The sequence below is a fragment of the Tsuneonella dongtanensis genome, from assembly GCF_001698205.1.
Classification (GTDB): domain Bacteria; phylum Pseudomonadota; class Alphaproteobacteria; order Sphingomonadales; family Sphingomonadaceae; genus Tsuneonella; species Tsuneonella dongtanensis.
In genome coordinates this window covers 2,707,462-2,733,595 of record NZ_CP016591.1, presented here as the reverse complement: position 1 = coordinate 2,733,595, position 26,134 = coordinate 2,707,462, and the positions used below count along the sequence as shown (strand labels likewise).

The following is a 26,134-nucleotide window of genomic DNA, read 5'->3' as shown; positions in this document are numbered from 1 at the left end:
GCGGTTATGGCCAATCTCGACGGTATCGACAGGAAATTGCTGGCGGAATTGCAGGCCGAAGGGCGCGTGACCAACGTGGAACTCGCCAGCCGCGTCGGCTTGACCGCGCCGCCGTGCCTGCGCCGCGTTCGCGCGCTGGAGGAAGAAGGCGTCATCCGCGGCTATCATGCCGATCTGGACCCGTCGAAACTCGGCTTCGCCATCACCGTGTTCGCGATGGTCAGCCTCAAGAGCCAGGCCGAAAGCGCGCTGCGCGAATTCGAGGATCACATGAAGGCGCTGCCCGAAGTGCGCGAGTGCCACATGCTCAACGGCGAGATCGATTTCATCCTCAAGATCGTCAGCCAGGATCTGCAGAGCTTCCAGGAATTCCTGACCAGCAAGCTGACGCCGGCGCCCAACGTCGACAGCGTCAAAACCAGCCTGACGATCCGCACCGCCAAGCACGAGCCCGGCGTCCCGCTCGAGGATTAGCCGTCAGGCGGCTTCGTCGGCCGCGTCGATCACGTCCTGGATGTCGGCGGCATCGGCCGCCTCGACGGCGCGGCGTGCAGCCTTCTCGCGCTCGGTCTTGGCCCGGTCGAGCATCACCCGCTTCGCCTGGTTGGCCAGCGCCTGCCAGGTCTTCGCGGCGCGCAAGTTGCGGTCGCGCACGTTGTCGAGGGTCGCCTTGTCCGCTTCGGCTTCGGCTTCCCGCGCACGCGCGTCGTAGAATTCGAAAGTCTGGCTCATCTGGGTTTCCCTTTGGTGGTTGGACGAAAACTCCCCCCGCACGCGGGGCGCGGAGGGAGCATTTCGTGAAGCGACGATCAGTCCGCGGCGGACAGGTTGACCGCGCTGGCCTTGCCGTTGCGGCCCTGCTCGACTTCGAAGTTCAGGCGCTGGTCCTTGTTCAGCGACTGCATGCCGGCGGCCTGCACGGCGGTGATGTGGACGAAGCTGTCGTCCGAACCGTCGTCGGGCTGGATGAAGCCGTAGCCTTTGTCGAGGTTGAAGAACTTCACGGTTCCGGTCTTGCTCATGGTGTTTCCTTTCAAGAAACGCGTCAGTTGCCCTCCGGGCGACATGCCCGGCGGGTCGTGCGTCAAATCGTCAGTTGAAAGGAAGTCGTCGTCTGGTTTTCGCCGGGGCCCGGACCCTCTGGGTGGGGGCAAGCGGCGTCGTCAAATCTCGAAGTCCGTCGCAAATTTCGACGTCAGCGGCGCCCTTGTAGCACGGAAGTCTCGATACACCTAATCGCGCTGCGTCAGCTGCGCCGCAACGGCTGGGTCAGGCAGTGCGGTCCGCCATGCCAGGCCCACAGGTCGCGCCCCGGGAAGGTGTCGACCGCGAAGCCCTCCGCCTCGATCGCCGCCTTGGTCGCAGGGTTTCCGGCATAGGCGATGACCCGGCCGGGCGTGGCCTGCACGACGTTCGCGGCCTGTCGCCGCAGTTCAGGGTAGGCGACCGCCATGAAGTGCGCAAAGGCCTCCTGCCTGTCTGCAGGACGCGCGCCGCCAACCCAGGTCAGCTTCCACTTGAGGCGTCGCAGGTGGTCGACGAGCTTGCCTTCGACCTTTTCCTCGGCGCCGGTGCCGCGGCGGAACAGCTTCAATGACCCGAAGCCCTTGAGCATGTCGAGCCCGGCTTCCGCTTCGTCTGCCTCAAGCCGCGTATCGGCGCGCGCGCCCTTGATGAAACGCACCATCGGGCTGCTCTCGGCAAACTCGCTTTCCAGTAAATAGGGCACGGTCAAGCCGTGCCGCGGCGCCATCAGCGTGAAGAAGGTGTCGAGGTGGAGCAGCAGGATGCGCAGTTCGCGCGCCGGCATCGATCCGCCGGGCCACGACATCTGGAGAAATTCCTTCTCGACCGTCTGGACGGCCAGCACGTCCATGTCGAGCCGCTGCGCCAGCACCGGCGCGATGCGCGGGTCGGTGCGATTGCCGGTGCCGAGGAACAGGAGGTTCTTCTCCACCACCATGGCGTCGCCGCCCTCGATGATCATGCCCTCCTCGACCGCGTCCATCGCGATCGGCACGTCCTTCAGCATGGGCGAGTGCGCATAGACGAAGCGCAGCAGCATGTTCTCGCGCCGGCGCCGCTGCGAGGCGGAATTGCAGATAACGAGGCCCTTGGGCGTCATGAAAGCGGAATCGCGCGTCCAGATCGTCGACGAGGAATCGTTCTGCGCATGGCGATAGGCGCCGTCGGGCCCCAGGCGGAATCGCTGGTCGGGATCGCGGCCGAGCACTTGTTCGGCGGTGACTTCGCTCGCCCGCGCACCGAGGCGGGGGAATGCCTCGTCGACCCAGGCTGCGAGTACGCCCGACGACCGTGTGGCGTCCATCGCCGCAGCCAGCGCATCGCGCAGTTCGACCACCTCGGCGCCCGATGCGCGGAGCAGGTCGTTGAGCGCGGCATGCTGGCGCGCGACCGACCCGTAATCGGCTTCCGCGTCGGGCAGCAGGGCATCGCCGATGATGTCCACCGGGTGGTCGCCCTCGACGAAGCTGTGAACGAGGACGCGGGCGAGCCGGCCGATGTCGCTCGTGAGGGGAGGGGTGCCTCCCGCTTGCGCCTGCGCTCCTGATGGAATGAGGCCCGCCGCGAGTGCCGCCAATCCGCCTGCGCCGAATTCCCGCCTGTCGATCATTGCCCGCCCCCCTTGAAAAACGGAGGAAATCACGGACGACGGGAAAAAGCAAACAGGCGCGTCAGCCGCGCTCCTTCAGCCACTCCTCGAGCCACTTGATCGAATAGTCGCCGCTGAGCACGTCGGGCTGGCGTAGCAGCTCCTGGTGCAGCGGGATCGAGGTCTTGACCCCCTCGACGACCATTTCCTCCAGCGCGCGGCGCAGGCGCATGATGCAGCCTTCGCGGGTGCGGCCGTAGACGATCAGCTTGGCGATCATGCTGTCGTAGTAAGGGGGTATGCGATAGCCGGCGTAGAGCCCGCTATCGACCCGCACGTGCATGCCGCCCGCCGCGTGATAGGCCGAAACCAGCCCCGGCGAGGGCGCGAATGTCCACGGGTCTTCGGCATTGATGCGGCATTCGATCGCGTGACCGGTGAACCGGATGTCGTCCTGCGTGACCGACAGCGGCTTGCCGTCGGCAACGCGGATTTGCTCGCGGACGAGGTCGAGGCCGGTGATCGCCTCGGTCACCGGATGCTCCACCTGAAGGCGGGTGTTCATCTCGATGAAGTAGAACTCGCCGTTCTCCCACAGGAACTCGATGGTGCCCGCACCGCGATAGCCCATGTCGGCCATCGCCTTGGCGCAGATGTCGCCCATCCGCGTGCGCTCTTCGGGGGTGATGACGGGTGAAGGCGCTTCTTCGAGCACCTTCTGGTGGCGGCGCTGGAGCGAGCAGTCGCGCTCGCCCAGATGTACCGCGTTGCCGTTGCCGTCACCGAACACCTGGAATTCGATGTGGCGCGGGTTGCCGAGGTACTTCTCGATATAGACCGTGGCATCTCCGAACGCGGCCTTGGCCTCGCTGCCCGCCTGGCTCATCAGCGTCTCGAGCGTGTCCTCGCTCTCGCACACCTTCATGCCGCGCCCGCCGCCGCCGCTCGCGGCCTTGATGATGACCGGGTAGCCGATTTCGGCGGCGATCCTCTTGGCCTCGCCGACGTCGCTCACCGCGCCGTCGCTGCCGGGCACCAGTGGCAGGCCGAGCTTGCCGGCGGTGCGCTTGGCCTCGACCTTGTCGCCCATCGTCACGATGTGTTCGGGCTTGGGGCCGATCCAGGTGATGTCGTGCGCCTCGACGATCTCGGCGAACTTGGCGTTCTCCGACAGGAAACCATAGCCCGGGTGGATCGCGTCGGCCTGGGAAATTTCGGCAGCGGAGATGATCGCCGCGACGTTGAGGTAGCTGTCGCTCGCCGGCGGCGGCCCGATGCAGACCGCGTGATCGGCCAGGCGGACGTGCATCGCATCGGCATCGGCGGTCGAATGGACCGCGACCGTCTCGATCCCCATCTCGTGCGCAGCGCGGTGGATGCGCAGCGCGATCTCGCCCCGATTGGCGATCAGGATCCGTGAAATACCCATGCTATCGTCAGCCGATCACGACCAGCGGCTGGTCGAATTCGACCGGCTGGGCATTCTCGACGAGGATCGCCTTGATGGTGCCGGCCTTGTCCGCGGCGATCGGGTTCATGACCTTCATCGCCTCGATGATGACGAGGGTGTCGCCTTCCTTGACCGTGGAACCCACCGAAACGAACGGCGCCGCGCCCGGTTCGGCGGACAGATAGACGGTGCCGACCATCGGCGACTTGAGCGCGCCGGATACGTCCGGAGCTGCATCGGCAGCCGGCACTGGAGCGGCTGCGGCCGCAGGCGCGGCGGCCGGCGCGGGAGCGGCCATCGCCACCGGTGCAGCGACCGCCACACCGCCGCGGGCAACGCGGACCTTGCGGTCGCCATCCTCGACTTCGATTTCGGTAAGCCCGGTTTCTGCGAGCAGTTCTGCAAGCTCGCGTACGAGCCCGGTATCGACATTCATCCCCGAGCTTCGCCCGGCGGCGCCCTTGCTATCGGCCATTAGATGCCTCTTTGCGATTTGAAGCCACGGCCTATGCGCGGGGTTGGGCGCGGTGGCAAGAGCGGGACGCTAGAGCGCGGCCGCCTTTTCCAGCGCGACGATGTAGCTCTGCGGCCCGAGACCCTTGACCTCGTCCACGGCGCCCATGCCCACGTAGGACAGGTGACGGAACGGCTCGCGGGTGGAGGGATCCGACAGGTGGACCTCGATCACCGGAACCCCGATCGCCTTGATCGCATCGAGCAGCGCGATCGATGTGTGGGTATAGGCGCCCGCGTTGAGCAGCACGGCCTTCGCCCCCTCGGCGCGCGCTTCGTGCAGCCAGTCGACGAGGTGGCCTTCATGGTTCGACTGGCGCACGTCTACCTCCAGGCCGAGCTCGCGCGCCCTATCCTCGAGCATCCCGGCGATATCGTCGAGCGTGGCCGAGCCGTAGATTTCCGGCTCGCGCGTGCCGAGCAGGTTGAGGTTCGGTCCGTTAAGGACGTAGACGAGGTTGCTGGCCATCGGGCGGGATTAACGCGTCCGATGAACCGCGCAAGCCGTCAGAGCGACACGAGCACCTTGTCGTCCGAACGCTGGGTCGACGCAGCGGCCGGCGGCAGCGGTTCGAACGCGTATCCACACAGCGAGAGATCGGACAGGCCGCCGAGATGGAACATGCCCAGCGCGGCATCGTCGGTTTCGAGGCGGCTCTTCGCGGGATTGAATGCGCGCAGGTACACCGTCCCGTTGCGCTCGATGAGCTGGTGCGGGTGGCATTCGATGGGGATGGCGTTGTAGGTGGCCTTCAGCGCTGCCCGGCGATCGATGGCGAGCGAGCAGAGGGCGATCTTCTCGTCTTGTTGCATTGCAGCAAGCTATGCATTTCCCGCGCTTTCGCAAGTGCGAAATGATACCGGTTTCACCTGCTCAGGCCTCCACGCCCTTTATCTTTCCCCACTGCCGCGCCGCGGTGTAGCCGAGATAGCCGGTGCCGAAGAGCGCATAAAGTTCGTCGGGCAGACCGCGCAAGTAGGCGGTCATCGAACCCGCGATGCGGCCGGCGGCATCCGGGAGGAACAGCGACAGCAGGCCTACGGGGAGCGCGAAGAGCAGCATCGCGTACATCACGTAGAGGAAGCTCGGCCGTGCGCGGCTGGTCCAGGGGTCCGCGGACTGGGCTTCGGTCACGATGGCCGATAGCCGCGCCTCGATCTGCTTCAGTTCGTGTGTGCCTTCGAGTTCGAGCAAGGCGAGCTTGGCCTTGGCCCGCGCCTCCTTGTCCGGAATGATCTTGTCGATGATCGAAGCGATGGGGCCGACGAGCGTTTCGAGGACGGGCATGGGTGATCTCCTGCTATGCTCCACCGATAACCAGATAGGTTTGTGTAGGAAAACTATTTTTCCGTAATGGTGAACTTCGATAGCATTTGACTTGGGTCGCTCACGTTCTCAAGAAAGCCCCGCCAGGGGAGCCAACGTGAACAACCTCATCTTCGCAGTCGCCGCTGTTGCCGGATTGTTGGTCGCTTCTCCTGCTTGTGCGCAAGACACTGCGAGCGTTGCAGACCAACGCTTGAAGGCACTCTACGACGAGTACTGGGTGTGGCAGGTCGCCGACCGCGGTTCGATCGAAGGTGCTGATGGCGATCTGGAGCCGGGAGCGACGATCCCGTCTTCGACTGCGGCGGCGCACCGCGCGCGTGCCGCCAAGGCTGCCGAATTTCGTGACCGGCTGGACGCGATCGGCGTCGCGGGCCTTTCGCCGGACGAGAAGGTCAACGCCGCCGTCCTTCGCGCCGTCCTTACCGCAGCGATCGAGGATGCCCGCTTTTCCGAGTGGGAAATGCCATTCGACAGCGACAGCAACTTCTGGTCGTACTGGGACGCGCGCCGCGGCTACGAGACCGTCGAGGAGTACGAACGCTACATTGCCCGGATGCGCGCGCTGCCACGCTATTTCGACGAGCAGATCGCGAATGCCCGCGCCGGATTGAACCGCGGATTCAGCGTCCCGCGCGTCACGCTTGTCGGCCGTGAGACGAGCCTCGCACCATATGTCGATTTCGCCGACAACCCGTTCTGGAAGGCATTCGAGCAGATGCCTGCCCGGTTCGCCGATGCCGATCGCGAGCGTCTGCAGCTCGCCGGTCGCGCAGCGATCGCCGAAGCGGTCGTGCCGTCGTATCGCAAGCTGCGCGACTTCCTGACCGGCGAGTATTTTCCCACGGCGCGCAGCACACTCGCGGCCGAAGCCATGCCCGACGGAAAGGCGTATTATCGCCAGCAGATCCGGCAATATACCACGCTCGATCTCTCACCGGAGGAAATCCACCGCACCGGCCTGCAGGAAGTCGCACGGATCGAAAGCGAAATGCGCGCGATCATGGCCGAGGTCGGTTTCGACGGAACGATCGCGCAATTCACCGAGAAGCTCCGCACCGATCCGCGTTTCATCGCGACGTCGCCCGACGACCTGATGGGCGTTTCTTCCTATGTAGCCAAGCGGGTCGACGGACGGCTCACGGACTATTTCGGTTTCCTGCCGCGTCGCCGTTTCACCATCCGCCCGGTACCCGATGCGATCGCTCCGTTCTACACCGCCGGGCGCGGCGGGCTCGACGCGTGCCAGATGAACACGCACGACCTTCCCTCGCGGCCGCTCTACAACATTCCGGCGCTGACGTTGCACGAGTGCGCTCCGGGGCACAGCTTCCAGATGGCGTTCCAGCTCGAGCAGGGCGGCCAGCCGAAGTTTCGCCGCAACATCTACTTTTCCGGCATGGGCGAGGGGTGGGGCCTCTACACCGAGTTCCTCGGAGAGGAGATGGGCATCTACCGCACGCCCGAAGAGCGCTTCGGCCGACTTTCGTACGAGATGTGGCGCGCGGTGCGGCTGGTGGTCGATACCGGCATCCATCACTACGGCTGGGACCGCGACCGCGCGGTCGCCTATCTCGCCGACCGAACCGCTCTCTCGCGACACGAAGTCGGGACCGAGGTCGATCGGTACATCTCGTGGCCCGGCCAGGCCCTCGCCTACAAGCTCGGCGAAATGACGATTCGACGTCTGCGGTCGAAGGCGGAACAGGCGCTCGGCGAGCGCTTCGACATCCGCAAGTTCCACGATGTTGTCCTGGCGTTGGGCTCGGTGCCCTTGCCCGAACTCGAAGCGCGCATCGAAGCGTTCATTGCCGATGGCGGCCAGGGGCTCGCCGGGGTAACATACGACTGACGGGAGGGGCGGGTGCGAAGGACTCGGGTGACATCGTTCGACGTGGCCGAAGCGGCGGGCGTGAGCCAGTCGACGGTCAGCCGCGCGCTCGCCGGCTCGCCGTCGATCACCGAGGAGACCCGCGCCCGGGTGGAGGCAGCCGCGGCGACCCTAGGCTATCACGTCGATGCCCGCGCCGCGCGCCTGCGCAGCGGGCGTACGGGCACGCTTGCGGTGGTCGTCGTCGGCCGCGCCGGTTTCGATCCGACGCGGGTCAGCGGTTTCCATTACGCTCTGCTCGGCAGCACCTGCGCTGCCGCGGCGGAATGCGGCTACCAGTCGCTGGTCTCGTTCCAGTCCGAACAAGGCAGCTTCAGCTGGAACTACGTGGCGCAAGGTCAGGCCGACGGTCTCGTTGTGATGGGGACCAGCGTCAACCGCGCTGCCTGGAACGACCTGCTGGAAACCGCGCCCGAAGGTCCGGTCGCCGTCTGGGGCGCGCCGTTCGACGACGACCGGTGGGTTCGCGCGAGCAACTTCGAAGGCGCCGTCATGGCGGTCGAGCGGCTGGTTTCTGCGGGGTATCGCCGGATCGGCTTTCTCGGCACGGTCGACAGCGAGCATCCGCAGTTCGCCGAACGGTATGAAGGGTATCGGGATACGCTGGTGCGGCATGGCCTGCCCGTCTCCGACCCGCTGGAGGTGCTGGGCGACGATCGTGTCGCCGGAGGCCGCGACGCGATTGCCCGCCTGCTCGCCGCAAAGCAGCCGCCCGACGCGGTGTTCGCGGCCAACGATGCCATCGCGCTCGGCGCGCTCGAAGCGCTCGACCGCGAAGGGGTGCGCGTGCCGGAGGACTTCGGGGTGATCGGGTTCGACGGTCTCGCCGCCGGTGTGCATTCGCATCCGCCGCTGACCACGATAGAGCCGGATTTCGCCGAGGCCGGGCGCGCGCTGGTGTCGCGCATCTGCGACCCGGACGAGGAGCCCACCCGCCGGGTCCCCGTGCGGCTGATCGAGCGGGGCAGCGTCCGCGCGCCGCGCTGATCAGTCAGGGCGCGGCAGCGCCGTGGTCCGTTTCATCGCTTCCATCGAAAAGCTCGAACTCACGTCGTTGAGGCCCGGAACCTCGCCGATCAGGCGCTGGTAGATGCGGTCGTAATGCGCAATGTCGCGCACGCTCAGCTTGAGCAGGTAGTCGACCTCTCCCGCCATCCGGTGGCACTCGGTGACCTCGGGAATCGCGGCAATGCCTTCGGCGAAGGCGGCGAGCCACTCGGGATCATGCCGGTTGGTGCGGATAGCGACGAAAACGGTCGTCGGCAGGCCCACCTTGACGGGATCGAGCAACGCAACGCGGCGGGCGATGATGCCGGCATCCTCCAGCCGCTTGATCCGTCGCCAGCACGGGTTGGTCGAGAGGCCCACGCGCTCGCCGATCGCCTGGATCGGCAGCGACGCGTCCGATTGGAGGACGTCGAGAATCTTCCAATCGAGAGAATCTAGTTCCACAAAACCGCCAAATCATGGGATGCAATGCCAATCTCTATACCACAATCGAGGAACTTTGGGAACGATTTGGCCGGATGATGTGATAGAAGCCTCACGTCATTCAGAGGGGACTTCCATGCGGTTGGTCGAAATCTTCAACGAACATCCCGCCTCGGTCGGCGAGACCTATGGCGAGCATCTCGTCCATGCCAGCGGCTTCGGGTTTCGCATGGTCCTCGGCGGGCTCGCGTGCATCCTTCACGGCCTGCTGCCCTTCCTGTTCGTGAAGACCGGAAGCAGGCAGATCGCCACGCTGCACGACCGGATGGTCGTCAATCGCACCAAGCCGATGCCAGGGATCCTCGACTTCGTGATTTGATCTTCGCGAACCGGGGAGACGTGACGAGAGAGGACGCCTCCCCGGAGCCCGGCGCGCTAGGGCTTGCGCTGGAACCATTCGCTGGCGAGGATTTCGCCGCGATGATCGTGAATGAACCATGCCTGCTCGGCGGATTCGAATTCGCAGGTGAACGCCCGGGTCAGGAAGCTCGCCACGTCGCCGTTGCGGTGGAAGAAGGTGGGGAATCGATCGAGCAGCATTTCGCGATCTTCGGCGCTGAACTGCGCCACCGCCGCTTCGCAGGCGCCGCGGCTTGCGTATGGTGTGTCGAGGTTGAGGATATGGTTGGCGAGCGCAGGGGTTGCCAGCGCCGTGGCCGCGAGAGCGAAAGTGATTGTCGCAAGTCGCATCGGAATTCTCCTTGTTGCGCGGACCGCTATCTGGCGCCGCGGAATGCAGGAGAACCGCAGAACGGGCTCGAAGCCCATGATGGGGAGCCGATGAATCGCCGATGTTTCGGCGATGACGGCTGACGAAAGAGGAAACCACTGGTCGGGACGAGAGGATTCGAACCTCCGACCCCCACACCCCCAGTGTGATGCGCTACCAGGCTGCGCTACGTCCCGAGACCAGTGGAGCGCGCGCCTATAGGTCGCGTCATTTCGCATGGCAAGCGGCGAGGCGCAGGGTGTGTCCGCGGGGCAACGGTTGCGGTGCGATTGCCCTCTTTCGGGGATGCTGCTAGGCGCGCGCCCATTGCCGCCGGCGGGCCGTTTCCTATCTGGAACTGGCCATCTGACCGGCACCCTCCATTCGTTCGAACGGACCGAACTGACGATGCTCGATATACTCGCCGCCACGGCCGGCGCCGAAGCGCCCCCCGTATGGATCAGCTGGCTGCCGATCGTCGGCATGATCGCGATCTTCTGGTTCCTGCTCATCCGCCCGCAAATGCGCCAGCAGAAGGCGCACCGCGAAAAGGTCGCCGGGCTCAAGAAGGGCGACCAGGTGGTCACCGCCGGCGGTCTCGTGGGCAAGGTGCTCAAGGTCGACGAGCATTATGTCGATCTCGAACTTGGCCAGGGCGTCAAGGTCAAGGCAGTCAAGCATACCATCGGCGACGTGATCCCGCCGGGCGGCACCGCCGCCGCCAACGACTGATTAAAGGCGCTTCGCACCCATGCTCGATTTCCCGCGGTGGAAGAGGATCTGGCTCTGGAGCCTGCTTCTCCTCGTCTCGATCGCCTCCCTCCCATCTCTGGCCTCGCTTGGCGGCATCGCATGGCCCGAGGAATTGCCCGACCCGGCGATCAACCTCGGGCTGGACCTTGCGGGCGGCAGTCACATCCTGCTCGAAGCCGATACCTCGCAGATCGCCGCGCAGCGGCTCGAGACGATGGAGGAGTCGGTCCGCACGGCGATGCGCCAGGCCGAACCGTCGATCCGCATCGGCGACGTTTCGACCCGCGATGGCCGACTGACCTTCATGGTCGAGAGCGCGGCCGACGTGGACCGGGCGCGCGAGCTGATGCTGCCGCTCGTCAACGGCACCGGCCTAACGCGCGAATGGTCGCTGGCGGTGGTCGACGAGACCCGCTTCGTCCTGACACCGACACAGCAGGGCCTCGACGAGGCGCTCAATCAGGCGATGGACAGCGCCAAGGACGTTATCGACCGACGCATCAACGCGATCGGCACGCTTGAGCCGACGATTATCCGGCAAGGCGAAAATCGTATCGTCGTTCAGGCGCCCGGCCAGCAAGACCCCGAGGCACTCAAGGCGCTGATCGGTCAGACGGCGAAGCTCGAATTCAAACTCGTCGACCTCAACGCGCTGCCGAGCGACATCGCCGCGGGCAACGCTCCTCCGGGCAGCCAGATCTATCCTTACGCCGATGGTTCGCCCGGTGCCGGGACCTCGATCGCCGTGCGCCGGCTTGGCGGGATCAAGGGCGACAATCTCGTCGGAGCCCAGCAAGGGTTTGACTCTCGCGACAATACGCCGGTCGTCAACATCCAGTTCGACCAGCAGGGGGCGGCCAAGTTCGCACGCCTGACTACCCAGAACGTCAACAAGCCGTTCGCGATCATCCTCGACGACAAGGTGCTGAGCGCGCCGAACATCAACGAGCCGATCCGCGGCGGTACCGCGCAGATCAGCGGCGGGTTCACGGTGGAGAGCGCCAACCAGCTTGCGATCGCGCTGCGATCGGGCGCGCTTCCGGTCGATCTCAAGGTGATCGAAGAACGCACCGTCGGACCCGATCTCGGCGCCGACTCGATCCGCTCCGGCCTGATCGCGATGGGGATCGGCACCGGGCTCGTCCTGTTGCTGATGATCGTTACCTACGGGCGGTTCGGGATCTATGCCGACATCGCGCTGGTCCTCAACGTCCTGATGATCATGGGCGTGATGGCAGTCATGAACGCCACCCTCACGCTTCCGGGTATTGCCGGTTTCGTGCTGACGATCGGCGCTGCGGTCGACGCGAACGTACTGATCAACGAACGCATACGCGAGGAGCGACGGCGCGGCCGAAGCGTGGTGTCGGCGGTGGAGCACGGCTACAAGGAAGCGAGCCGGGCGATCTTCGACGCCAACATCACCAACGTGATCGCGGCCACCTTGCTGTTCCTGTTCGGTCAGGGGCCGGTGAAGGGATTCGCGGTCGTGCTCGTGATCGGAATCGTTACCTCGGTCTTCACCGCGGTGACCATCACCCGCATGTGGGTCGCCGGGTGGCTGCGCAGGGCGCGGCCGAGTGACATCAACATCTGATCCGGGGCGCCAGACATGAAACTCCTCAAGCTCGTTCCCGACGATACGAACATCAGCTTTCTCAGATGGCGGATGCCGTTCTTTATCGTATCCGGCCTGCTGATTCTGGCGAGCTGGGCGCTCGTGGCATTCCAGGGACTCAATCTCGGCGTCGATTTTGTTGGCGGCCAGATGATCCGCACCACCTTCGTCGGGCAGGCTGAGGCACCCGTTCCCCAGATGCGCGATACCATTGCGAAGCTCGGCTACGGCGATCCGATCATCCAGCGGTTCGGTGCCGACAACGAGGCGTCGATCCGAATGAAACTGCCGGAGGGCTCGGAGGCCCAGCCGGATCTTGCCAACACCATGGCCAACCGGATCACCGGTGCGCTCAAGGCCGAATTCCCGGACGTTCGCATCGACGGGGTCGATTCCGTATCCGGCAAGGTGTCTGAAGAGCTCTTCCGGACGGGACTTCTCTCGCTGCTGCTGTCGATGGTCGCGATCTCGATCTACATCTGGGTGCGGTTCGAATGGCAGTTCGGCGTCGGCGCGCTTCTGGCGCTGTTCCACGACGTTTCACTGACCTTGGGCTTCTTCGCCCTCACGCAGCTGGAATTCGATCTCAACATCGTCGCCGCGATCCTGACAATTATCGGTTACTCGCTCAACGACACCATCGTGGTGTACGATCGCATCCGCGAGAACCTCAAGAAGTTCCGCAAGATGCCGATCCCGGAGTTGCTCGACCTTTCGGTCAACGAAACGCTCTCACGGACGGTCATGACGAACCTGTCGCTGCTGATCGCGCTGATTCCGCTTCTAGCGTTCGGCCCCGCCAGCCTGTTCGGTATGACCGCGGCGATTACGCTCGGCATCTTCATCGGGACGTACAGCTCGATCTACATGGCTGCGCCGCTGCTCATCTGGATGGGCGTGAAGAGCGACAGTTTCGTTCCGCAGGCCGACGCGTCGGACAAGGCGGAACGGATCGCGCGGGGCGAGACGGCCTAACCTGCCAGCCGTTCGTAGTGCTCGGCCAGCGCGGCTGCGTTGGCCTGCCAGCTGAAACGATCCGCCATCGCCGCGACCGCGTCGCGCGACGGCGGATCGGCTAGCAGTTCGCGCACCCCTTCCGCGATCGCCCTCGCGTCGCGGGCCACTATCCGTCCTGCCTCGGGTGTTGTCACCACCTCGCGCGCTCCGCCCGCATCGGTGATGACGAGCGGAGTCCCGCAGGCCAGCGCCTCGACCCAGGCGTTGGCGAGGCCCTCGCTGGCGGACGGCAGGACCATCGCATCGGCCGCGGACAGCACCAGCGGAAGCAGGTCGTGATCGAGGCTGCCGAGGAAATGGACCCGGTCTCCGACACCGCGCTCGGCGGCGCGCCGTCGTAACGTAGCCTCGTCGTCGCCCCTTCCGACGAGCAGCAGGATGCAATCGCCCGGCAAGCCTGCAAGCGCGTCGATGACGAGGCTCTGGCCCTTTCGGGAAATCAGCGCTCCGACCGTCGCCAGTACCGGTGCGGCATCGGGAAGCGCGATCCCCAGTTCGCGGCCGAGCCGACGGCGAAGCTGCGGGTGCTGCAGCGGGCGGAAGCGGTCGCGGTCGAGGCCGGTGTAATGCACGGTGATCTTGTCTCGCTCGAGACCCAGCGCCGCCATGTCGTCCGCGAGCGCGCCGCACACGGCCAGCAGGACGCCCGCCCGCGCCCCAGCCTCGACGATCTGGCTTCGCGTGTCGGACCGCGCGCCCCAGTAATGGATGTCCGCGCCGCGCGCCTTGATCGACAATGGCAGATCGAGCTCGCGGGCCAGGCGCGCCGCGGCGGGGCCATCCGGATAGAAAAACTGCGCGTCGACTATGTCGAACGCGTTCTCGGCATGGAGGCGGCGGACAAGGGGCAGGATCTTGCGGGCGATGAGCGCCGGGTTGAAGCGAGCGCCGAGGCTGGGGATCGTCCGGAACACGGGGCGGTGCACTTCGACGCCCCGCTCCAACCCTCCAACGGCAGCGGTCGTCAGCGCGGCGTACCGGCCAAGCGCCACTGGGGCCAGGGCTATGGGATTGATCACCGTGACCTGCCAGTCCCCGCGTGCCGCCAGCGCCTCGAGACTGCGCGCGACGAAGGTACCGAAACGCGGGTTCACCGCGTTGGGATAGAGCGTCGCAAGGCTCAAGACACGGCGCATCGCCGTCAAAGCCGGCGCACCAGCATCTCGGCAACCGCGATCCAGGCCGGGTCTTCGATGACCTGCTGCTTCTGGCCCGGGCCCAATGGCAGGACTCCCACGCGCCCCGCCTGCCGGTCGATCAATCGGCCGAAGGCAAAGCGGCCGCCCTTCTTCGGGACAAGGACGTCGCGATTGATCGCCATGCCTGCGTCGTCCGACGCGATCTGCCGCAACCACAGCTGGTCGCCTGCGCGATACTCGCCCGCGCTTGCCTCGATCGCGAGGACTACGCGAATGTCGTCACCGGAAAGCTCGGTCGGGAGCAGGGCGTCGCGCTGTGCCGTCAGCGCTTCCGGCCCCGTCTCGCCGAGCAAGGCGACGACCTGCGCGCGGACGGTGCCTTCGGATCGCACGAGTGTTTCCGGGTCCACCCCAAGCGCACCAGCGATGCGGTCCATCCACTTGATCGACAGGTTGCGCATGCCTGTCTCGAGCCGGCCGATCGTCTGGGCGGTGGTCGGCGGATCGCACGCTTCGGCGAGCTCGGCCAAGGTCATGCCCTTCTCGTGACGGATGTCGCGAATGCGATTGATCACTGCGATCTCCTAACCAAATCGGTTTTCACTTTCCTACACGTCATCCGATTTGGCAAGCGGCGATTCGATCAGGAGGAGAACCGGATGCGCCGTCTCGTCGAACGCGAACTGACCAGTGAAGGCCCGCGCCGTGGCGCCGCTCCGACGAAGGGGAGGAGGTCTGTCACGGTCAACCTTGCCGAATCTCCGTTGTCGTGGCTCCACGCCCGTGGGCATCTCGACGACCGGTTGTTCGATGCCGGCGAGCGGTTGCGGGCGGACTACGAGCGCGCCCAGCTCGCGCCGAGTGTGACGATGCGCTGGGACCCGGTTCGGGTGAAGACGACGGGCGACGCGGGACTGACCCCCGGCGAAAAGCAGATCGCCGCGAAAGACCGCTTCGATCGTGCGCTGGCGGCCGCGGGCAAGGGCTTGGAGGACGTGCTCTGGCGCGTCGTCTGCGCGGGCGAAAGCCTCCCGGACGCCGAGCGCGCGCTGGAGTGGCCTGCGCGGAGCGGGAAGCTCGTGCTGCGGCTCGCGCTCGACCGGGTGGCGGATTTCTACCGGATAGGGTGAGCGGTCAGGGTTGCAGGCGGTCGGCTGCGGCGAGGCTTCTTCCCACGCGCAGGGTCTGGACGACGAATATGCCGATCAGCACCACCGCAAGCCCGCCGAACAGGATGTCAAAGGCGTTGAAGCCCGCGATCCGCCCGACGTCGGGTCCGAGCGCGCCCATCGTGATCGTCAGCGCGACGAGGATGATCCGAAGCTCGGTCGGCCCGGCGCCCATATGCGACAGGGGGAAATCTCCCGATACCTTTGCCAGCAGGAAAGTGTGCACCGCGAGCAGCAGGTAGGCGACGACCGCGAACATCGCGACGTCGACCCGCAGATAGGGGCTCGCGCCGATACCGCCGAGGATCAGCAAGGCGGCGAAACCATCGGCACTGTGATCGATGAAATAGCCGAAGCGCGGCCGTTCTATCCTGCGGAAGCGGGCGATCGTCCCGTCGAGCGAATCCCCGAACCAGTGCACGAAGTAACCCGCCACCGCGAGGACGAGCCAGGCGGGGTGGAGGTTGCTGAGCGCATACCCGAGCCCGATCGCGACGGCCGCGATCAGCGCCAGCGAGGTCAGCTTGTCCGGTGTCACCCAGGCGGGCAGCCGCGGGCATATCCAGGCAAGCAGACGCTTCTCGCTTTCGGCGAGCACGTTGCGCTGGATGCGGCGCGGGCTCTGTAACGGTTCCGTCATGTGCGGCGCATCGCGCCAAGGGCAGTGAACGGCAAGTGAATTCGCAATCGGGCAGCTCGCCCCGTCGGGGCCGATACTGTCCGAGCGGGGATGGCCATGAGCGCCCGCCTCGTCCAGAAACCCGGCGTGATCCATAATTCGACCCTCGAAACCGAACGATTGTCGATCCGGCCCTTCGAGCCCGCCGACGAGCCACTGCTGGTGGCGCTGTTCCAGGACCCCATGGTCGCGCGGTTCGTCGGCGATGGCAGCCCGCTCTCGCCCGAAGACGCCGCCCTGTGGGTGCGGCGTTCGAGAGAAAACCTGGCGACGTTCGGCTATGGCACCGGCGCAGTCGTGGAGCGCGCGAGCGGCGAACTCGTCGGCTGGGCCGGTTTCGCGCGGCCCGGCGACGGCAGCGAGGAGATCATCTACGGCCTCGCGGCCCGCCACTGGGGGAAGGGCTACGGAAGCGAGATCGTCGATGCGCTGGTGGCCTTTGCCGCGGCGCAGGGGGTCGCTCCGGTCCGCGCCACGGTCGACAGGGCCAACGCCGGGTCTATCGCGATACTGGAAAAGCGCGGTTTCCGGTTGGCCGCGACCGACTACGGCGGAGAGGACGGATGCTGTCTCTTCGTCCGCGATTGACCTGACGCATCAGCTTTCGACCAGCTCGGCCAGTTCCAGCCAGCGTTCCTCCGCAGCTTCCTTTTCCGCGCGGGCATTCGCCACGCCTTGCGAGATCGTGGCGAAGCGCTGCGGGTCGCGGGTGTAGAGGTCGGGATCGGAGAGGATGTCCTCACCCTTGGCGATCGCGCGCTCAAGCTCCTCGATTCTCGCGGGGAGCAGTTCGTAGTCGCGCTGGTCCTTGTAGGAGAGCTTGGCCGCGCGCGGCGGCGGGGGAGGGGGCGGGGGAGCCGCCGTTTCGGCTTTCGCTGCGGACTTCGCGGCGGGCGCCGCCGCTTCGCGCCGCCTCGCTGCCCAGTCCTCGTAGCCGCCGGCGACCACGTCGACCTTTCCGCTGCCGTCGAGGCCGAGCGTCATTGTGACCGTGCGGTCGAGGAAGTCGCGGTCGTGGCTGACGATCAGCACGGTGCCGTCGTAATCCGCGATCACTTCCTGCAGCAGGTCGAGCGTCTCCAGGTCGAGGTCGTTGGTCGGCTCGTCGAGAACCAGCAGGTTGGACTTGCGGGCGAACTCGCGCGCCAGCAGCAGGCGGCTGCGCTCGCCGCCGCTGAGCGTGCCGACCTTGGCATCGACAATCGATGGGTCGAACAGGAACTCCTTGAGGTAGCCCTGCACGTGCTTGCGCCCGTCGCCGACGTCGATCCAGTCGCCGCCCTCGGCAAGGACCTGGCGCACGGTCTTGTCGGGCGACATCAGGCTGCGCTGCTGGTCGATCATCACACCGGTCAGCGTCTTGGCGATGGTCACCGTACCGCTGTCTGGCGCCATGTCGCCGGTCAGCAGTTTGAGCAGCGTGGTCTTTCCGGTGCCGTTCGCGCCCACCACGCCGATCCGGTCGCCGCGCTGGATGCGCAGGTTGAGGTTGCGGATGATCCTGCGATCGCCGAACGATTTGGAGACGTCGTCGGCGACGATGACCGACTTCGACTTGAAGTCTTCCTCTACCGCCAGCTGCAGCTTCGCGGTGCCCTGCGGGCCGAGCATCGACGCCCGTTTCGCGCGCATCTGCCACAGCTTCTCGAGCCGCCCCTGGTTGCGCTTGCGGCGGGCGGTGACCCCGCGTTCGAGCCAGTGGGCCTCGATCTTGAGCTTGGCGTCGAGCCGCTCGGCGTTGCGCGCTTCCTCGGCATAGACCTGCTCTTCCCACGCTTCGTAGCCGCCGAAGCCGACCTCCTTGCGCCGCATCGACCCGCGGTCGAGCCAGAGGGTCGTGGTCGTCAGGCGCTTGAGGAACGTGCGGTCGTGGCTGATGACGACGAACGCGCCTTTGTAGCGGCTCAGCCAGTCTTCGAGCCAGTCGATCGCGGCCAGGTCGAGGTGGTTGGTCGGCTCGTCCATCAGCAGCAGGTCGGGATCCTGCGCCAGCGCGCGGGCGATCGCCGCGCGGCGCCGCTCACCCCCGCTCGCGCCTTGGGTGCCGCGGCTCATGTCGATGCCGAGCTGGCCGGCGATCGCCTCGACCTCATGGACCGCGGGCGGGTGCTCGCCGGCAAGCGCCCAGTCCATCAGCGTGGCGTGGCCCGACAGGTCGGGCTCCTGCTCCAGCAGGACGATGCGCGTGCCCGGCTTGACCTTGCGCAGGCCCTTGTCGGGTTCGATCCGGTCGTCGATCAGCTTGAACAGCGTGGTCTTGCCGGCGCCGTTCCGGCCGATCAGCGCGATCCGGTCGCGCGGACCGATGTGAATGTCGAGGTCCTGGAACAGCCAGCGGCCGCCCTGTTGCAGGCCGAGGCCTTCCCAGCTGAGGATCGGAGGCTGTGCCATGGGGCGCGGCACCTAGCGGCCCGCGTCGCCCGGAACAAGCCGGTTCACCGGTGCGTAATGGCTGCAGGTCCAGCCAGCACGGCAAAGGAGACTTCAGACCATGATCCGTACCACCATTCCGTTTGCCCTCGCCGCTATCGCCGTTCCCGCAGCGGCCGCCGACGTTCAGGTCGCCACGCAGGGCCCGGTGGTCGAACTTTCGGTGACCGAGACGGTCAAGGCCAAGCCCGACATCGCCGAGGTTGGCGCGGGCGTGACGACCGACGCGCCGACCGCGGTTGCCGCGATGGCCGCCAATGCAAAGGCGATGGATGCGGTGATCGCGCGCATCAAGTCGCTGGGCATCGCGGCGGACGACATCCAGACCACCGGGATCAACCTGGGCGCCCAGTACGATTACGATCAGGCGCGCCAGCGCCCGATCTTTCGCGGATACCAGGCGTCGAACCGTGTCAGCGTGACGCTGCGCGACGTGTCGCGCGCCGGTCCGGTGCTCGACGCGCTCGTTGCTGCGGGGGCGACCGACCTGTCGGGACCCAGCTTCTCGATGGACGACGACAGCGCCCCGCGTGCCCAGGCCCGCAAGGCGGCGTTCGACAAGGCGCGCGCGCAGGCGGCGGAGTACGCCCGCTGGGCGGGTTACACAGGCGTTCGGGTGGTCTCGATCAGCGAAGCGGTGAACCCCGGGCGCCCGATGCCGATGCTGGAACGCGAAGCGGTCCAATCGATGGACGCCAAGTCGACCCCGGTCGAGCCGGGACTCGTCGGAACCTCGGTCACCGTCAGTGTCACCTTCGAGATGACCCGCTGATCCCTGAACGCCGCTGCGCAGCCGCATTCACGGGTTGTTCAATGCCCCGGGGATAGGCATCAGGTCGTCATGAAGAAGCTTGCCGCCTCGCTTGCCGTTCTGGCGCTGGTCCTGCCGGCGGCGCCTGCGCTTGCCCAGCAGCGCAGCGACCAGGGCGAGGCGCGCAAGGAAATGCGCGCCGGCAACGTGCTGTCGCTGCGGCAGATCGAAAGCCGCGTCCTCCCGAATATGCGCGGCAGCGAGTACCTTGGCCCGGCCTACGATTCGACCGCGATGGCCTATCGCCTGAAGTTCATCCGCGACGGCCGGGTGACTTATGTCGATGTTGATGCGCGTACCGGACGAGTGCTGGGTGTATCGCGCTGACAGTCCTTTCCGCCGTGGCGGAAACCGCGGCGTCGGTTGACGCGTTCATCTTCAGCGCCCACATCGCGGCGCAGAAGATAACAGGGACAATCCGCCCATGCGCATCCTGATCGTCGAGGACGAACCGACACTCGGCAAGCAGCTCAAGAGCACGCTCGAGCAGAACGGCTACGCCATCGACCTGTCGACCGACGGCGAAGACGGCCACTTCCTTGGAAGCACCGAGGAGTACGACGCCGTGATCCTCGACCTCGGCCTGCCCGAGATCGATGGCCTCACCGTGCTCGGCATGTGGCGCAAGGAAGGGCGCAAGTTCCCCGTCCTCGTGCTTACCGCGCGCGATTCGTGGTCCGACAAGGTCGCCGGGCTCGATGCGGGCGCCGACGACTACCTTGCCAAGCCGTTCCAGACCGAGGAGCTGATCGCCCGCCTGCGCGCGCTGATCCGCCGCGCTTCGGGCAACACCTCGAGCGAGCTGACCGCCGGGCCGGTGCGGCTCGATACCCGCTCGGGTAGGGTCACCCTTGCCGGCGAGCCGGTCAAGCTGACCGCGCAGGAATACAAGCTGCTCAGCTACCTGATGCACCACAAGGGCAAGGTGGTCAGTCGGACGGAGCTGATCGAGCACATCTACGACCAGGATTTCGACCGCGATTCGAACACGATCGAGGTCTTCGTAACGCGCATCCGCAAGAAGCTGGGTGCAGACGTGATCACCACCATCCGTGGCCTCGGTTACAGCCTCGACGACCCCGACGAGCAGCCCCGCGCGAACTGAGCCGGGCGCCCCGGGCGCAGCGCCTGTCGCTGCATCCGATGGCCCGGTGACCGTCGCGACGGCCGCTCCGGTACACACCGGCAGCCTGTCGCGGCGGATGATGCTGATCGCGTTCGGCTGGATCGCCGTGCTGCTGCTCGCGGGCGGCTTCGCGCTCGACCGGACGATGACCAACCTCGTCGAAAAGAACTTCGACGAGCAGCTGGGCTACATGCTGACCGCCATGGTAGCTTCGGCGGAGATCGCATCCGACGGGGAAGTGTATTTCATCCGCCCTCTCGGCGACCAGCGGTTCCTCGAACCCAACAGCGGACTCTACTGGCAGATCAGCGGCGACGGGCACGACGACTATCCCAGCCGCAGCCTGTGGGACCGCACCTTGCAAGTCCGCGGCGACCATGCCGATTCCCAGATACACATCTACGATTCCAACCAGTTTCCCGGCGAGCCGCTGCGGATCGCGGAACGGTCGATTACCCTGCCGGGCAGCGACGTGCGCTGGTGGTTCACCGTGGCGGCGAGCCGGGGTGAGCTCGATTCGCAGCTCAGCCGCATCCGCTCGATCCTGTACTGGAGTTTCGCGGTGCTGGGCTTGGGGCTCTTCGGCATGGCGATGCTGCAGACCTGGTATGGCCTCGGCCCCTTGCGCGGGGTGCGGCGCGCGATCCAGACGATGCGCGCGAGCGGCCGCAACCGGGTGAGCGACCCGTTGCCGCTCGAGGTGCAGCCGCTGGTCGAAGAGCTGAACTCGCTTCTCGCGCACTCGGAAAAGCAGGCCGAGGAAGCACGCACCCATGCGGGCAACCTGGCCCACGCGCTCAAGACGCCGCTCACCGTGCTCACCAACGCCGCGACCGCGCACGACCCTCAGCTATCCGACCTCGTGTGCCGCGAGACGAAGACCATGCAGCGCCATGTCGAGCATCACCTCGCCCGGGCGCGTGCTGTCGGCCGCCGGGCGACCGGGCATTCGCGTGCCGAAGTCTGGCCCAGCGTCGAGGCGGTGCTGCGCGCGGTGACCCGTATTTACGAAGACACGCGGTTCGATCTCGACGGCAACGCCGATGCCGTCGTCTCGATCGAGCGGCAGGACCTCGACGAAATCCTCGGCAACCTGATCGAGAACGCCGCGAAGTACGGCGGCGGCAGCGTGTTCGTGACCGTCGATGCCGAACCCGACGCGGAAGCCTGCACCATCTGGGTCGAGGACGATGGCATGGGCATCCCGCAGGCCGAACGCATCCGCATCTTCGACCGCGGTGCGCGGCTCGACACCGGCAAGCCCGGGACCGGCCTCGGCCTCGCGATCGTGCGCGACGTCGCGGAAATCTACGGCGGCGAAGTCTCGCTTGGTGAAAGCGAGGACCTTGGCGGCCTGCTGGTGCGGCTGACCTTGCCGCGGGCGGGCTAGGCCCCGCGTGCCTTCTCGTGGTGCCGGATGACCTCGTCGATCACGAAGCGGATGAACTTCTCGCTGAATTCGGGGTCGAGATGAGCATCCTCGGCCAGCGCGCGCAGGCGGGCGATCTGCGCAGCCTCGCGGGCAGGGTCGGCGGGGGGAAGGGCGGCCCTGGCCTTGTATTCGCCCACCGCCTGGGTGATCCGGAACCGCTCCGCGAGCATGTGGATCAGCGCCGCGTCGATGTTGTCGATGCTCTTGCGGAAGCCCGCGAGGGTGGGATCGGGTGTCTCGGCCATCGCGGCGGCACGATAGCGACGATTCCGTGCTTGCCAAGCAACCCGCGCTTTCGCATGGCCAAGGCATGACTGCGGACGTCGTCCCCCTCAAGCGGCCCGAAGGCCAGCCATCGCTCGATCCGATGCTCGGGCTGACCGCGCCCGGCATGAACGCGGTCAACGCGGTGATCCTCGACCGGATGCAGTCGAAGATTCCCCTCATTCCCGCTCTCGCCGGGCACCTGATCTCGGGCGGAGGCAAGCGACTGCGGCCGATGCTCACGCTCGCGGGCGCCGAGGTCGTCGGCTATAACGGCACGCGGCATCACAAGCTCGCCGCGGCGGTCGAATTCATTCACACCGCCACGCTCCTCCACGACGACGTCGTCGACGGCAGCGACCTGCGGCGCGGCAAGGCGGCGGCGAACATCGTCTTCGGCAACCCCGCGACCGTGCTGGTCGGCGATTTCCTGTTCTCCCGCGCGTTCGAGCTGATGGTCGAGGACGGCAGCCTCAAGGTGCTCAAGATCCTCTCGAACGCCAGCGCGGTGATCGCCGAGGGCGAGGTCGACCAGCTTACCGCCCAGCGCCAGATCGAGACGAGCGAGGAGCGCTACCTTTCGATCATCGGCGCCAAGACGGCCGCGCTGTTCGCCGCCGCCAGCCGGATCGCTGCGGTCGTTGCCGAATGCGACGAACGGCGCGAGCAGGCGCTCGACGACTATGGCCGCAATCTCGGCATCGCGTTCCAGCTCGTCGACGACGCGATCGACTACGATTCGGATGCCAGCACGATGGGCAAGGCGCGCGGCGACGACTTCCGCGAAGGCAAGATGACCCTGCCGGTGATTCTCGCCTATGCCCGCGGCAGTGAAGACGAGCGCAAGTTCTGGCAGGCGGCGATCGCGGGCCATCGCACCGACGATGCCGCGCTCGAGGAAGCCACGCACCTCATCGCCCGGCACGACGCGCTGCTCGCCACCCGCGAACGCGCGCGGCACTTCGCGTCCCGCGCCATCGACGCGCTGTCGATCTTCCCCGACAGCGCGGCGCGGCGCGCCATGGCCGAAGCCGCCGAGTTCGCGGTCGCGCGCGGGTACTGAGCACGCTTTCCTACACGGCGCCCGATGTGGCAGTCCGCTGCCGATGGACCGGCTCGCTTTCCTTCGCATCCTCCAGGCGGCCCCGCATCGTGCTCGCTCGGCACCGGACTCGCAAGGTCACGGCTCCAACAGCCGAATGGCCTCTTTTACGGATGAGCGAGGGCCTGCCGGAGTTTCTCAAAACAGGCGGTTCGGTGTGACTTCGCCATGAGCGACCTGCCGATCCACAGCGTCCTCCCCGACCTGCTCGCCGCCCTGCGCAAAGCAACCGGTGCGGTGCTGATCGCGCCGCCGGGCGCGGGCAAGACCACCGCGGTTGCGCCCGCGCTCATCACCGAGCCGTGGTGCACGGGCCAGGTCATCGTCACCTCACCCCGCCGCGTGGCGGCGCGTGCGGCGGCGGAGCGAATGGCCGAGCTGCTGGGCGAGAAGGCCGGGGAGACGATCGGCTACGCGACCCGCATGGACAGCCGCCAGTCGGCGAAGACCCGCGTGCTCGTGATGACCGAGGCGATCCTCGTGAATCGGCTGCTCGACGACCCCGAAATGGCGAGCGTTTCGGCCATCCTGTTCGACGAAGCGCACGAGCGGCACCTCGACGGCGATCTCGGCCTCGCCCTTGCGCTCGAGAGCCGCGCGGTGCTGCGCGAGGACCTGCGGGTGCTCGTCATGTCTGCCACCATCGATGGCTCTCGCTTCGCGCGGCTGCTCGGCCTCGACACGCCGGTGATCGAAAGCGCGGGCAAGGCATATCCGCTCGAAATCAGGTGGTTGGGCTCGTCTCCGCAGAAACGGCTCGAAGATGCGATGGCCGATGCCACCGCCACCGCATGGCGCGAAGGGCAGGGTGACGTGCTCGCTTTCCTGCCCGGCGTGGGCGAGATCGAGCGGGTGCGCGAGCGACTGGCCGAGCGGCTGCGTGATGCTGCGATCCTGCCGCTGCACGGGCAGGTCGAGCCGGCTGGCCAGCGTGCCGCAATCCGCCGCGATCCCGAAGGGCGCCGTAGGATCGTGCTCGCCACGAGCATCGCCGAAACTTCGCTCACGCTCGACGGCGTATCGGTGGTGGTGGACAGCGGGCTTTCCCGCCGCGCCGAGTTCGACAAGGCCGCGGGCACCACCCACCTCGTCACCGGCCGCGCGAGCCAGGCCGCCGCGGCGCAGCGTGCAGGCCGCGCCGCTCGGCAGGGCCCCGGTGTGGCCTATCGCCTCTGGGAAGAGGCTGCGCACCCGGGCCGGCCGCCCTTCGATCCGCCCGAAATGGTCACCGCCGACCTCGCACCGCTGGTGCTTTCGCTCGCGCGCTGGGGGGCGGGCGATCCGGCAGCGCTGGCGTGGCTCGATCCGCCGCCCCCTGCGAGCCTGTCGGCGGCGCGCGGACGCCTGCAGGCGCTCGGTGCCCTCGACGCCGATGGGCGGATTACCGAACGCGGAAAGATGCTCGCCGCGCTGCCGCTCGATCCCGCACACGCCGCGATGGTATTGGCCGGGGCAGAGCACGGCGCGGCAGAGGCGGCGGCGCGCATCGCGTTGCTGCTGCAGGAACGCGGGCTGGGAGGGCGGGGCGAAGACCTTTCCGCGCGCCTCCAGCGCTGGAACGGGGACCGCTCTCCGCGTGCGGAGGCTAGCCGCAAGCTGGCAGCAGGCTGGGCGCGCAAGGCCGAAGCACAGGTGGAACGCTCGCGCCGTGACGATGCGCCGCTCGCGATCCATCTGCTCGCGGGACTGCCCGACAATCTTGCGCGACGCCGCGATCCCTCGGGCGAGCACTGGCTATCGGCGGGGGGACGCGGCTTCCTGCTCGATCCGGCCAGTCCCCTCGCGCGCTCGGAGTGGCTCGCGATCGGCGATGCGCAGGGCCAGGCCAAGGGTGCGCGCATCACCGCGGCGCTGCCACTGGAAACCGCGGACGTGGAACGGTGGATTGCCGACCGGATCGAAAAGCGCTCCGCGCTGGCGTGGTCGGGCGAGCGGGTCGAAGCGCGGCTCGAGCGGCGCATCGGGGCCATCACGCTTGCCAGCGGTCCCGATCCCGCGCCCGATACCGATGCGGTTGTGGACATGCTTGTGGGCAAGGCACTGGAAAACCTGTCGACGATCGTTCCGCGTGGCCTCGCCGCCCGGGCGGGATACGCAAGAATCGAAGCTCTGTCGGACGCCGTCCTCAGGGAAAATGTCGATATCTGGCTGCGTCCGCTTCTCGCCGGACGCCGCGACCTCGCGTTGCCGCCGGGCAAGGTAGTCGACGCTTTGTTGGGACTGCTCGACTGGGACGCGCGGCAACGGCTCGAGCGGCTCGCGCCGCGCGAATTCGTCTCGCCCGCGGGTTCGTCGCATCCGGTCGATTATGCGGGCGACGATGCCCCGAGCGTCGAAGTGCGCGTGCAGGCGCTGTTCGGTCTCGATAGCCATCCTATGGTCGGGGAGACGCCCTTGCTGCTCAAGCTCACGAGCCCCGCCGGGCGGCCGATCCAGTCGACGCGCGATCTGCCCGGCTTCTGGCGCGGAAGCTGGCGCGACGTGGTCAGGGACATGAAGGGCCGCTATCCCAAGCACCGCTGGCCCGACGAACCATGGACCGAAAAGCCGAGCCTCAAGACGAAGAACGCCTTCCAACGGTCGGAAAGCTGAATTAAGA

The 26,134-nt window shown here is 66.7% G+C and carries 30 protein-coding genes and 1 tRNA gene; 15 read left to right on the top strand and 16 right to left on the bottom strand.

Translation table 11 applies throughout. The features are described from left to right. Positions 1 to 6 precede the first annotated feature (6 nt). Positions 7 to 474, top strand: a complete 468-nt coding sequence (locus A6F68_RS13320) for an Lrp/AsnC family transcriptional regulator (protein ID WP_067681115.1) — start codon at positions 7 to 9, stop codon at positions 472 to 474. Between the two features lie 3 nt (positions 475 to 477). On the opposite strand, the gene A6F68_RS13315 is transcribed toward A6F68_RS13320, so the two are convergent. From A6F68_RS13315 to A6F68_RS13280, 8 genes are all read right to left on the bottom strand, one after another. After that, positions 478 to 732, bottom strand: a complete 255-nt coding sequence (locus tag A6F68_RS13315; RefSeq protein ID WP_067681111.1) for a hypothetical protein — start codon at positions 730 to 732, stop codon at positions 478 to 480. 77 nt (positions 733 to 809) lie between these two features. Further along, the gene (locus A6F68_RS13310; RefSeq protein WP_067682690.1) at positions 810 to 1,022 is read right to left on the bottom strand and encodes a cold-shock protein; all 213 of its coding nucleotides are present in this window, start codon (positions 1,020 to 1,022) and stop codon (positions 810 to 812) included. A 224-nt stretch (positions 1,023 to 1,246) separates the two neighbouring features. Next, on the bottom strand, positions 1,247 to 2,635 hold the full coding sequence (locus tag A6F68_RS13305; protein WP_067681108.1) for an arginine deiminase family protein: 1,389 nt from the start codon (positions 2,633 to 2,635) through the stop codon (positions 1,247 to 1,249). A gap of 61 nt (positions 2,636 to 2,696) precedes the next feature. Beyond that, positions 2,697 to 4,043 carry an acetyl-CoA carboxylase biotin carboxylase subunit gene (gene accC, locus A6F68_RS13300; protein ID WP_067681106.1) on the bottom strand — a complete coding sequence of 449 codons (1,347 nt, stop codon included), beginning with the start codon at positions 4,041 to 4,043 and terminating at the stop codon, positions 2,697 to 2,699. Positions 4,044 to 4,050: 7 nt separating this feature from the next. Next, positions 4,051 to 4,539 carry an acetyl-CoA carboxylase biotin carboxyl carrier protein gene (gene accB / locus A6F68_RS13295; protein WP_067681103.1) on the bottom strand — a complete coding sequence of 163 codons (489 nt, stop codon included), beginning with the start codon at positions 4,537 to 4,539 and terminating at the stop codon, positions 4,051 to 4,053. A gap of 69 nt (positions 4,540 to 4,608) precedes the next feature. Then, positions 4,609 to 5,046 carry a type II 3-dehydroquinate dehydratase gene (locus tag A6F68_RS13290; RefSeq protein ID WP_067681101.1) on the bottom strand — a complete coding sequence of 146 codons (438 nt, stop codon included), beginning with the start codon at positions 5,044 to 5,046 and terminating at the stop codon, positions 4,609 to 4,611. A 38-nt stretch (positions 5,047 to 5,084) separates the two neighbouring features. After that, positions 5,085 to 5,390 (bottom strand): hypothetical protein, encoded by a 306-nt coding sequence (locus A6F68_RS13285; RefSeq protein ID WP_067681098.1) that lies wholly within the window; start codon positions 5,388 to 5,390, stop codon positions 5,085 to 5,087. 61 nt (positions 5,391 to 5,451) lie between these two features. Further along, positions 5,452 to 5,865, bottom strand: a complete 414-nt coding sequence (locus A6F68_RS13280) for a holin family protein (protein WP_067681095.1) — start codon at positions 5,863 to 5,865, stop codon at positions 5,452 to 5,454. A gap of 136 nt (positions 5,866 to 6,001) precedes the next feature. On the opposite strand from A6F68_RS13280, the gene A6F68_RS13275 reads away from it, so the two are divergent. Then, complete coding sequence (locus A6F68_RS13275; RefSeq protein WP_067681092.1) at positions 6,002 to 7,756, top strand: DUF885 domain-containing protein; 1,755 nt, start codon at positions 6,002 to 6,004, stop codon at positions 7,754 to 7,756. A 27-nt stretch (positions 7,757 to 7,783) separates the two neighbouring features. Next, on the top strand, positions 7,784 to 8,782 hold the full coding sequence (locus tag A6F68_RS13270; RefSeq protein WP_232308152.1) for a LacI family DNA-binding transcriptional regulator: 999 nt from the start codon (positions 7,784 to 7,786) through the stop codon (positions 8,780 to 8,782). Here the strand turns inward: A6F68_RS13270 and A6F68_RS13265 are convergent, their stop codons facing one another. Continuing rightward, positions 8,783 to 9,247: an Lrp/AsnC family transcriptional regulator gene (locus tag A6F68_RS13265; protein ID WP_067681089.1), complete on the bottom strand. Its 465-nt coding sequence runs from the start codon at positions 9,245 to 9,247 to the stop codon at positions 8,783 to 8,785. Between the two features lie 115 nt (positions 9,248 to 9,362). Here A6F68_RS13265 and A6F68_RS13260 point away from each other — a divergent pair, with 115 nt between their 5' ends. Further along, on the top strand, positions 9,363 to 9,605 hold the full coding sequence (locus A6F68_RS13260; RefSeq protein ID WP_067681086.1) for a DUF6356 family protein: 243 nt from the start codon (positions 9,363 to 9,365) through the stop codon (positions 9,603 to 9,605). 56 nt (positions 9,606 to 9,661) lie between these two features. On the opposite strand, the gene A6F68_RS13255 is transcribed toward A6F68_RS13260, so the two are convergent. Both A6F68_RS13255 and A6F68_RS13250 read right to left on the bottom strand, forming a co-directional pair. Beyond that, complete coding sequence (locus A6F68_RS13255) at positions 9,662 to 9,976, bottom strand: hypothetical protein (protein WP_067681083.1); 315 nt, start codon at positions 9,974 to 9,976, stop codon at positions 9,662 to 9,664. A gap of 139 nt (positions 9,977 to 10,115) precedes the next feature. Next, positions 10,116 to 10,192, bottom strand: a tRNA-Pro gene (locus A6F68_RS13250). 211 nt (positions 10,193 to 10,403) lie between these two features. On the opposite strand from A6F68_RS13250, the gene yajC reads away from it, so the two are divergent. From yajC to secF, 3 genes are read left to right on the top strand one after another with little or no spacing between them, the layout of a single operon-like run. Beyond that, entirely contained in the window at positions 10,404 to 10,727 is a 324-nt protein-coding gene (gene yajC, locus A6F68_RS13245) for a preprotein translocase subunit YajC (protein ID WP_067682683.1), read from the top strand. A gap of 19 nt (positions 10,728 to 10,746) precedes the next feature. Continuing rightward, positions 10,747 to 12,345: a protein translocase subunit SecD gene (secD, locus tag A6F68_RS13240; protein WP_067681080.1), complete on the top strand. Its 1,599-nt coding sequence runs from the start codon at positions 10,747 to 10,749 to the stop codon at positions 12,343 to 12,345. A gap of 15 nt (positions 12,346 to 12,360) precedes the next feature. After that, positions 12,361 to 13,341: a protein translocase subunit SecF gene (secF, locus tag A6F68_RS13235; protein ID WP_067681077.1), complete on the top strand. Its 981-nt coding sequence runs from the start codon at positions 12,361 to 12,363 to the stop codon at positions 13,339 to 13,341. Here the strand turns inward: secF and A6F68_RS13230 are convergent. Both A6F68_RS13230 and A6F68_RS13225 read right to left on the bottom strand, forming a co-directional pair. Beyond that, positions 13,338 to 14,519, bottom strand: coding sequence for a glycosyltransferase (locus A6F68_RS13230; protein ID WP_067681074.1), 1,182 nt, complete (start codon positions 14,517 to 14,519; stop codon positions 13,338 to 13,340). The two genes, secF and A6F68_RS13230, sit on opposite strands and share 4 nt — an antisense overlap. 5 nt (positions 14,520 to 14,524) lie before the next feature. Further along, positions 14,525 to 15,097 (bottom strand): helix-turn-helix domain-containing protein, encoded by a 573-nt coding sequence (locus A6F68_RS13225; RefSeq protein WP_067681072.1) that lies wholly within the window; start codon positions 15,095 to 15,097, stop codon positions 14,525 to 14,527. An 84-nt stretch (positions 15,098 to 15,181) separates the two neighbouring features. Between A6F68_RS13225 and A6F68_RS13220 the strand changes: the two genes are divergently transcribed. Beyond that, positions 15,182 to 15,652 carry a DUF6456 domain-containing protein gene (locus tag A6F68_RS13220; protein ID WP_067681069.1) on the top strand — a complete coding sequence of 157 codons (471 nt, stop codon included), beginning with the start codon at positions 15,182 to 15,184 and terminating at the stop codon, positions 15,650 to 15,652. A 4-nt stretch (positions 15,653 to 15,656) separates the two neighbouring features. Here the strand turns inward: A6F68_RS13220 and A6F68_RS13215 are convergent, their stop codons facing one another. Continuing rightward, positions 15,657 to 16,331: a CDP-alcohol phosphatidyltransferase family protein gene (locus A6F68_RS13215; RefSeq protein ID WP_067681066.1), complete on the bottom strand. Its 675-nt coding sequence runs from the start codon at positions 16,329 to 16,331 to the stop codon at positions 15,657 to 15,659. Positions 16,332 to 16,427: 96 nt separating this feature from the next. On the opposite strand from A6F68_RS13215, the gene A6F68_RS13210 reads away from it, so the two are divergent. Further along, complete coding sequence (locus tag A6F68_RS13210) at positions 16,428 to 16,958, top strand: GNAT family N-acetyltransferase (RefSeq protein ID WP_198152612.1); 531 nt, start codon at positions 16,428 to 16,430, stop codon at positions 16,956 to 16,958. 9 nt (positions 16,959 to 16,967) lie between these two features. Here A6F68_RS13210 and A6F68_RS13205 read toward each other — a convergent pair whose 3' ends face one another. Further along, positions 16,968 to 18,761 carry an ABC-F family ATP-binding cassette domain-containing protein gene (locus A6F68_RS13205; RefSeq protein ID WP_067681060.1) on the bottom strand — a complete coding sequence of 598 codons (1,794 nt, stop codon included), beginning with the start codon at positions 18,759 to 18,761 and terminating at the stop codon, positions 16,968 to 16,970. Positions 18,762 to 18,861: 100 nt separating this feature from the next. Here A6F68_RS13205 and A6F68_RS13200 point away from each other — a divergent pair, with 100 nt between their 5' ends. The 4 genes from A6F68_RS13200 to A6F68_RS13185 all read left to right on the top strand — a co-directional run bounded on the left by A6F68_RS13200 (position 18,862) and on the right by A6F68_RS13185 (position 22,127). Continuing rightward, on the top strand, positions 18,862 to 19,572 hold the full coding sequence (locus A6F68_RS13200; protein ID WP_067681057.1) for an SIMPL domain-containing protein: 711 nt from the start codon (positions 18,862 to 18,864) through the stop codon (positions 19,570 to 19,572). A 69-nt stretch (positions 19,573 to 19,641) separates the two neighbouring features. Then, the gene (locus A6F68_RS13195; protein ID WP_067681054.1) at positions 19,642 to 19,938 is read left to right on the top strand and encodes a PepSY domain-containing protein; all 297 of its coding nucleotides are present in this window, start codon (positions 19,642 to 19,644) and stop codon (positions 19,936 to 19,938) included. 97 nt (positions 19,939 to 20,035) lie between these two features. Continuing rightward, positions 20,036 to 20,716: a response regulator transcription factor gene (locus A6F68_RS13190; RefSeq protein ID WP_067681051.1), complete on the top strand. Its 681-nt coding sequence runs from the start codon at positions 20,036 to 20,038 to the stop codon at positions 20,714 to 20,716. A gap of 97 nt (positions 20,717 to 20,813) precedes the next feature. Beyond that, the gene (locus tag A6F68_RS13185) at positions 20,814 to 22,127 is read left to right on the top strand and encodes a sensor histidine kinase (protein ID WP_084001928.1); all 1,314 of its coding nucleotides are present in this window, start codon (positions 20,814 to 20,816) and stop codon (positions 22,125 to 22,127) included. On the opposite strand, the gene A6F68_RS13180 is transcribed toward A6F68_RS13185, so the two are convergent. Continuing rightward, a complete protein-coding gene (locus tag A6F68_RS13180) occupies positions 22,124 to 22,414 on the bottom strand; it encodes a chorismate mutase (RefSeq protein WP_067681045.1) in 291 nt (96 codons plus the stop codon). The genes A6F68_RS13185 and A6F68_RS13180 overlap by 4 nt on opposite strands. Positions 22,415 to 22,479: 65 nt before the next feature. On the opposite strand from A6F68_RS13180, the gene A6F68_RS13175 reads away from it, so the two are divergent. After that, on the top strand, positions 22,480 to 23,496 hold the full coding sequence (locus A6F68_RS13175) for a polyprenyl synthetase family protein (RefSeq protein ID WP_067681042.1): 1,017 nt from the start codon (positions 22,480 to 22,482) through the stop codon (positions 23,494 to 23,496). Positions 23,497 to 23,703: 207 nt separating this feature from the next. Continuing rightward, entirely contained in the window at positions 23,704 to 26,127 is a 2,424-nt protein-coding gene (gene hrpB / locus A6F68_RS13170) for an ATP-dependent helicase HrpB (protein WP_067681039.1), read from the top strand. The last annotated feature ends 7 nt before the right edge of the window (positions 26,128 to 26,134 follow it).

Bases quoted from the DNA above. Each gene is read 5' to 3' on its own strand.
- A6F68_RS13320 (WP_067681115.1), top strand. From the start codon at position 7: ATGGCCAATCTCGACGGTATCGACAGGAAATTGCTGGCGGAATTGCAG.
- A6F68_RS13315 (WP_067681111.1), bottom strand. From the start codon at position 732: ATGAGCCAGACTTTCGAATTCTACGACGCGCGTGCGCGGGAAGCCGAA.
- A6F68_RS13310 (WP_067682690.1), bottom strand. From the start codon at position 1,022: ATGAGCAAGACCGGAACCGTGAAGTTCTTCAACCTCGACAAAGGCTAC.
- A6F68_RS13305 (WP_067681108.1), bottom strand. From the start codon at position 2,635: ATGATCGACAGGCGGGAATTCGGCGCAGGCGGATTGGCGGCACTCGCG.
- accC (WP_067681106.1), bottom strand. From the start codon at position 4,043: ATGGGTATTTCACGGATCCTGATCGCCAATCGGGGCGAGATCGCGCTG.
- accB (WP_067681103.1), bottom strand. From the start codon at position 4,539: ATGGCCGATAGCAAGGGCGCCGCCGGGCGAAGCTCGGGGATGAATGTC.
- A6F68_RS13290 (WP_067681101.1), bottom strand. From the start codon at position 5,046: ATGGCCAGCAACCTCGTCTACGTCCTTAACGGACCGAACCTCAACCTG.
- A6F68_RS13285 (WP_067681098.1), bottom strand. From the start codon at position 5,390: ATGCAACAAGACGAGAAGATCGCCCTCTGCTCGCTCGCCATCGATCGC.
- A6F68_RS13280 (WP_067681095.1), bottom strand. From the start codon at position 5,865: ATGCCCGTCCTCGAAACGCTCGTCGGCCCCATCGCTTCGATCATCGAC.
- A6F68_RS13260 (WP_067681086.1), top strand. From the start codon at position 9,363: ATGCGGTTGGTCGAAATCTTCAACGAACATCCCGCCTCGGTCGGCGAG.
- A6F68_RS13255 (WP_067681083.1), bottom strand. From the start codon at position 9,976: ATGCGACTTGCGACAATCACTTTCGCTCTCGCGGCCACGGCGCTGGCA.
- yajC (WP_067682683.1), top strand. From the start codon at position 10,404: ATGCTCGATATACTCGCCGCCACGGCCGGCGCCGAAGCGCCCCCCGTA.
- secD (WP_067681080.1), top strand. From the start codon at position 10,747: ATGCTCGATTTCCCGCGGTGGAAGAGGATCTGGCTCTGGAGCCTGCTT.
- secF (WP_067681077.1), top strand. From the start codon at position 12,361: ATGAAACTCCTCAAGCTCGTTCCCGACGATACGAACATCAGCTTTCTC.
- A6F68_RS13230 (WP_067681074.1), bottom strand. From the start codon at position 14,519: ATGCGCCGTGTCTTGAGCCTTGCGACGCTCTATCCCAACGCGGTGAAC.
- A6F68_RS13220 (WP_067681069.1), top strand. From the start codon at position 15,182: ATGCGCCGTCTCGTCGAACGCGAACTGACCAGTGAAGGCCCGCGCCGT.
- A6F68_RS13215 (WP_067681066.1), bottom strand. From the start codon at position 16,331: ATGACGGAACCGTTACAGAGCCCGCGCCGCATCCAGCGCAACGTGCTC.
- A6F68_RS13210 (WP_198152612.1), top strand. From the start codon at position 16,428: ATGAGCGCCCGCCTCGTCCAGAAACCCGGCGTGATCCATAATTCGACC.
- A6F68_RS13205 (WP_067681060.1), bottom strand. From the start codon at position 18,761: ATGGCACAGCCTCCGATCCTCAGCTGGGAAGGCCTCGGCCTGCAACAG.
- A6F68_RS13200 (WP_067681057.1), top strand. From the start codon at position 18,862: ATGATCCGTACCACCATTCCGTTTGCCCTCGCCGCTATCGCCGTTCCC.
- A6F68_RS13195 (WP_067681054.1), top strand. From the start codon at position 19,642: ATGAAGAAGCTTGCCGCCTCGCTTGCCGTTCTGGCGCTGGTCCTGCCG.
- A6F68_RS13190 (WP_067681051.1), top strand. From the start codon at position 20,036: ATGCGCATCCTGATCGTCGAGGACGAACCGACACTCGGCAAGCAGCTC.
- A6F68_RS13185 (WP_084001928.1), top strand. From the start codon at position 20,814: ATGATGCTGATCGCGTTCGGCTGGATCGCCGTGCTGCTGCTCGCGGGC.
- A6F68_RS13180 (WP_067681045.1), bottom strand. From the start codon at position 22,414: ATGGCCGAGACACCCGATCCCACCCTCGCGGGCTTCCGCAAGAGCATC.
- A6F68_RS13175 (WP_067681042.1), top strand. From the start codon at position 22,480: ATGACTGCGGACGTCGTCCCCCTCAAGCGGCCCGAAGGCCAGCCATCG.
- hrpB (WP_067681039.1), top strand. From the start codon at position 23,704: ATGAGCGACCTGCCGATCCACAGCGTCCTCCCCGACCTGCTCGCCGCC.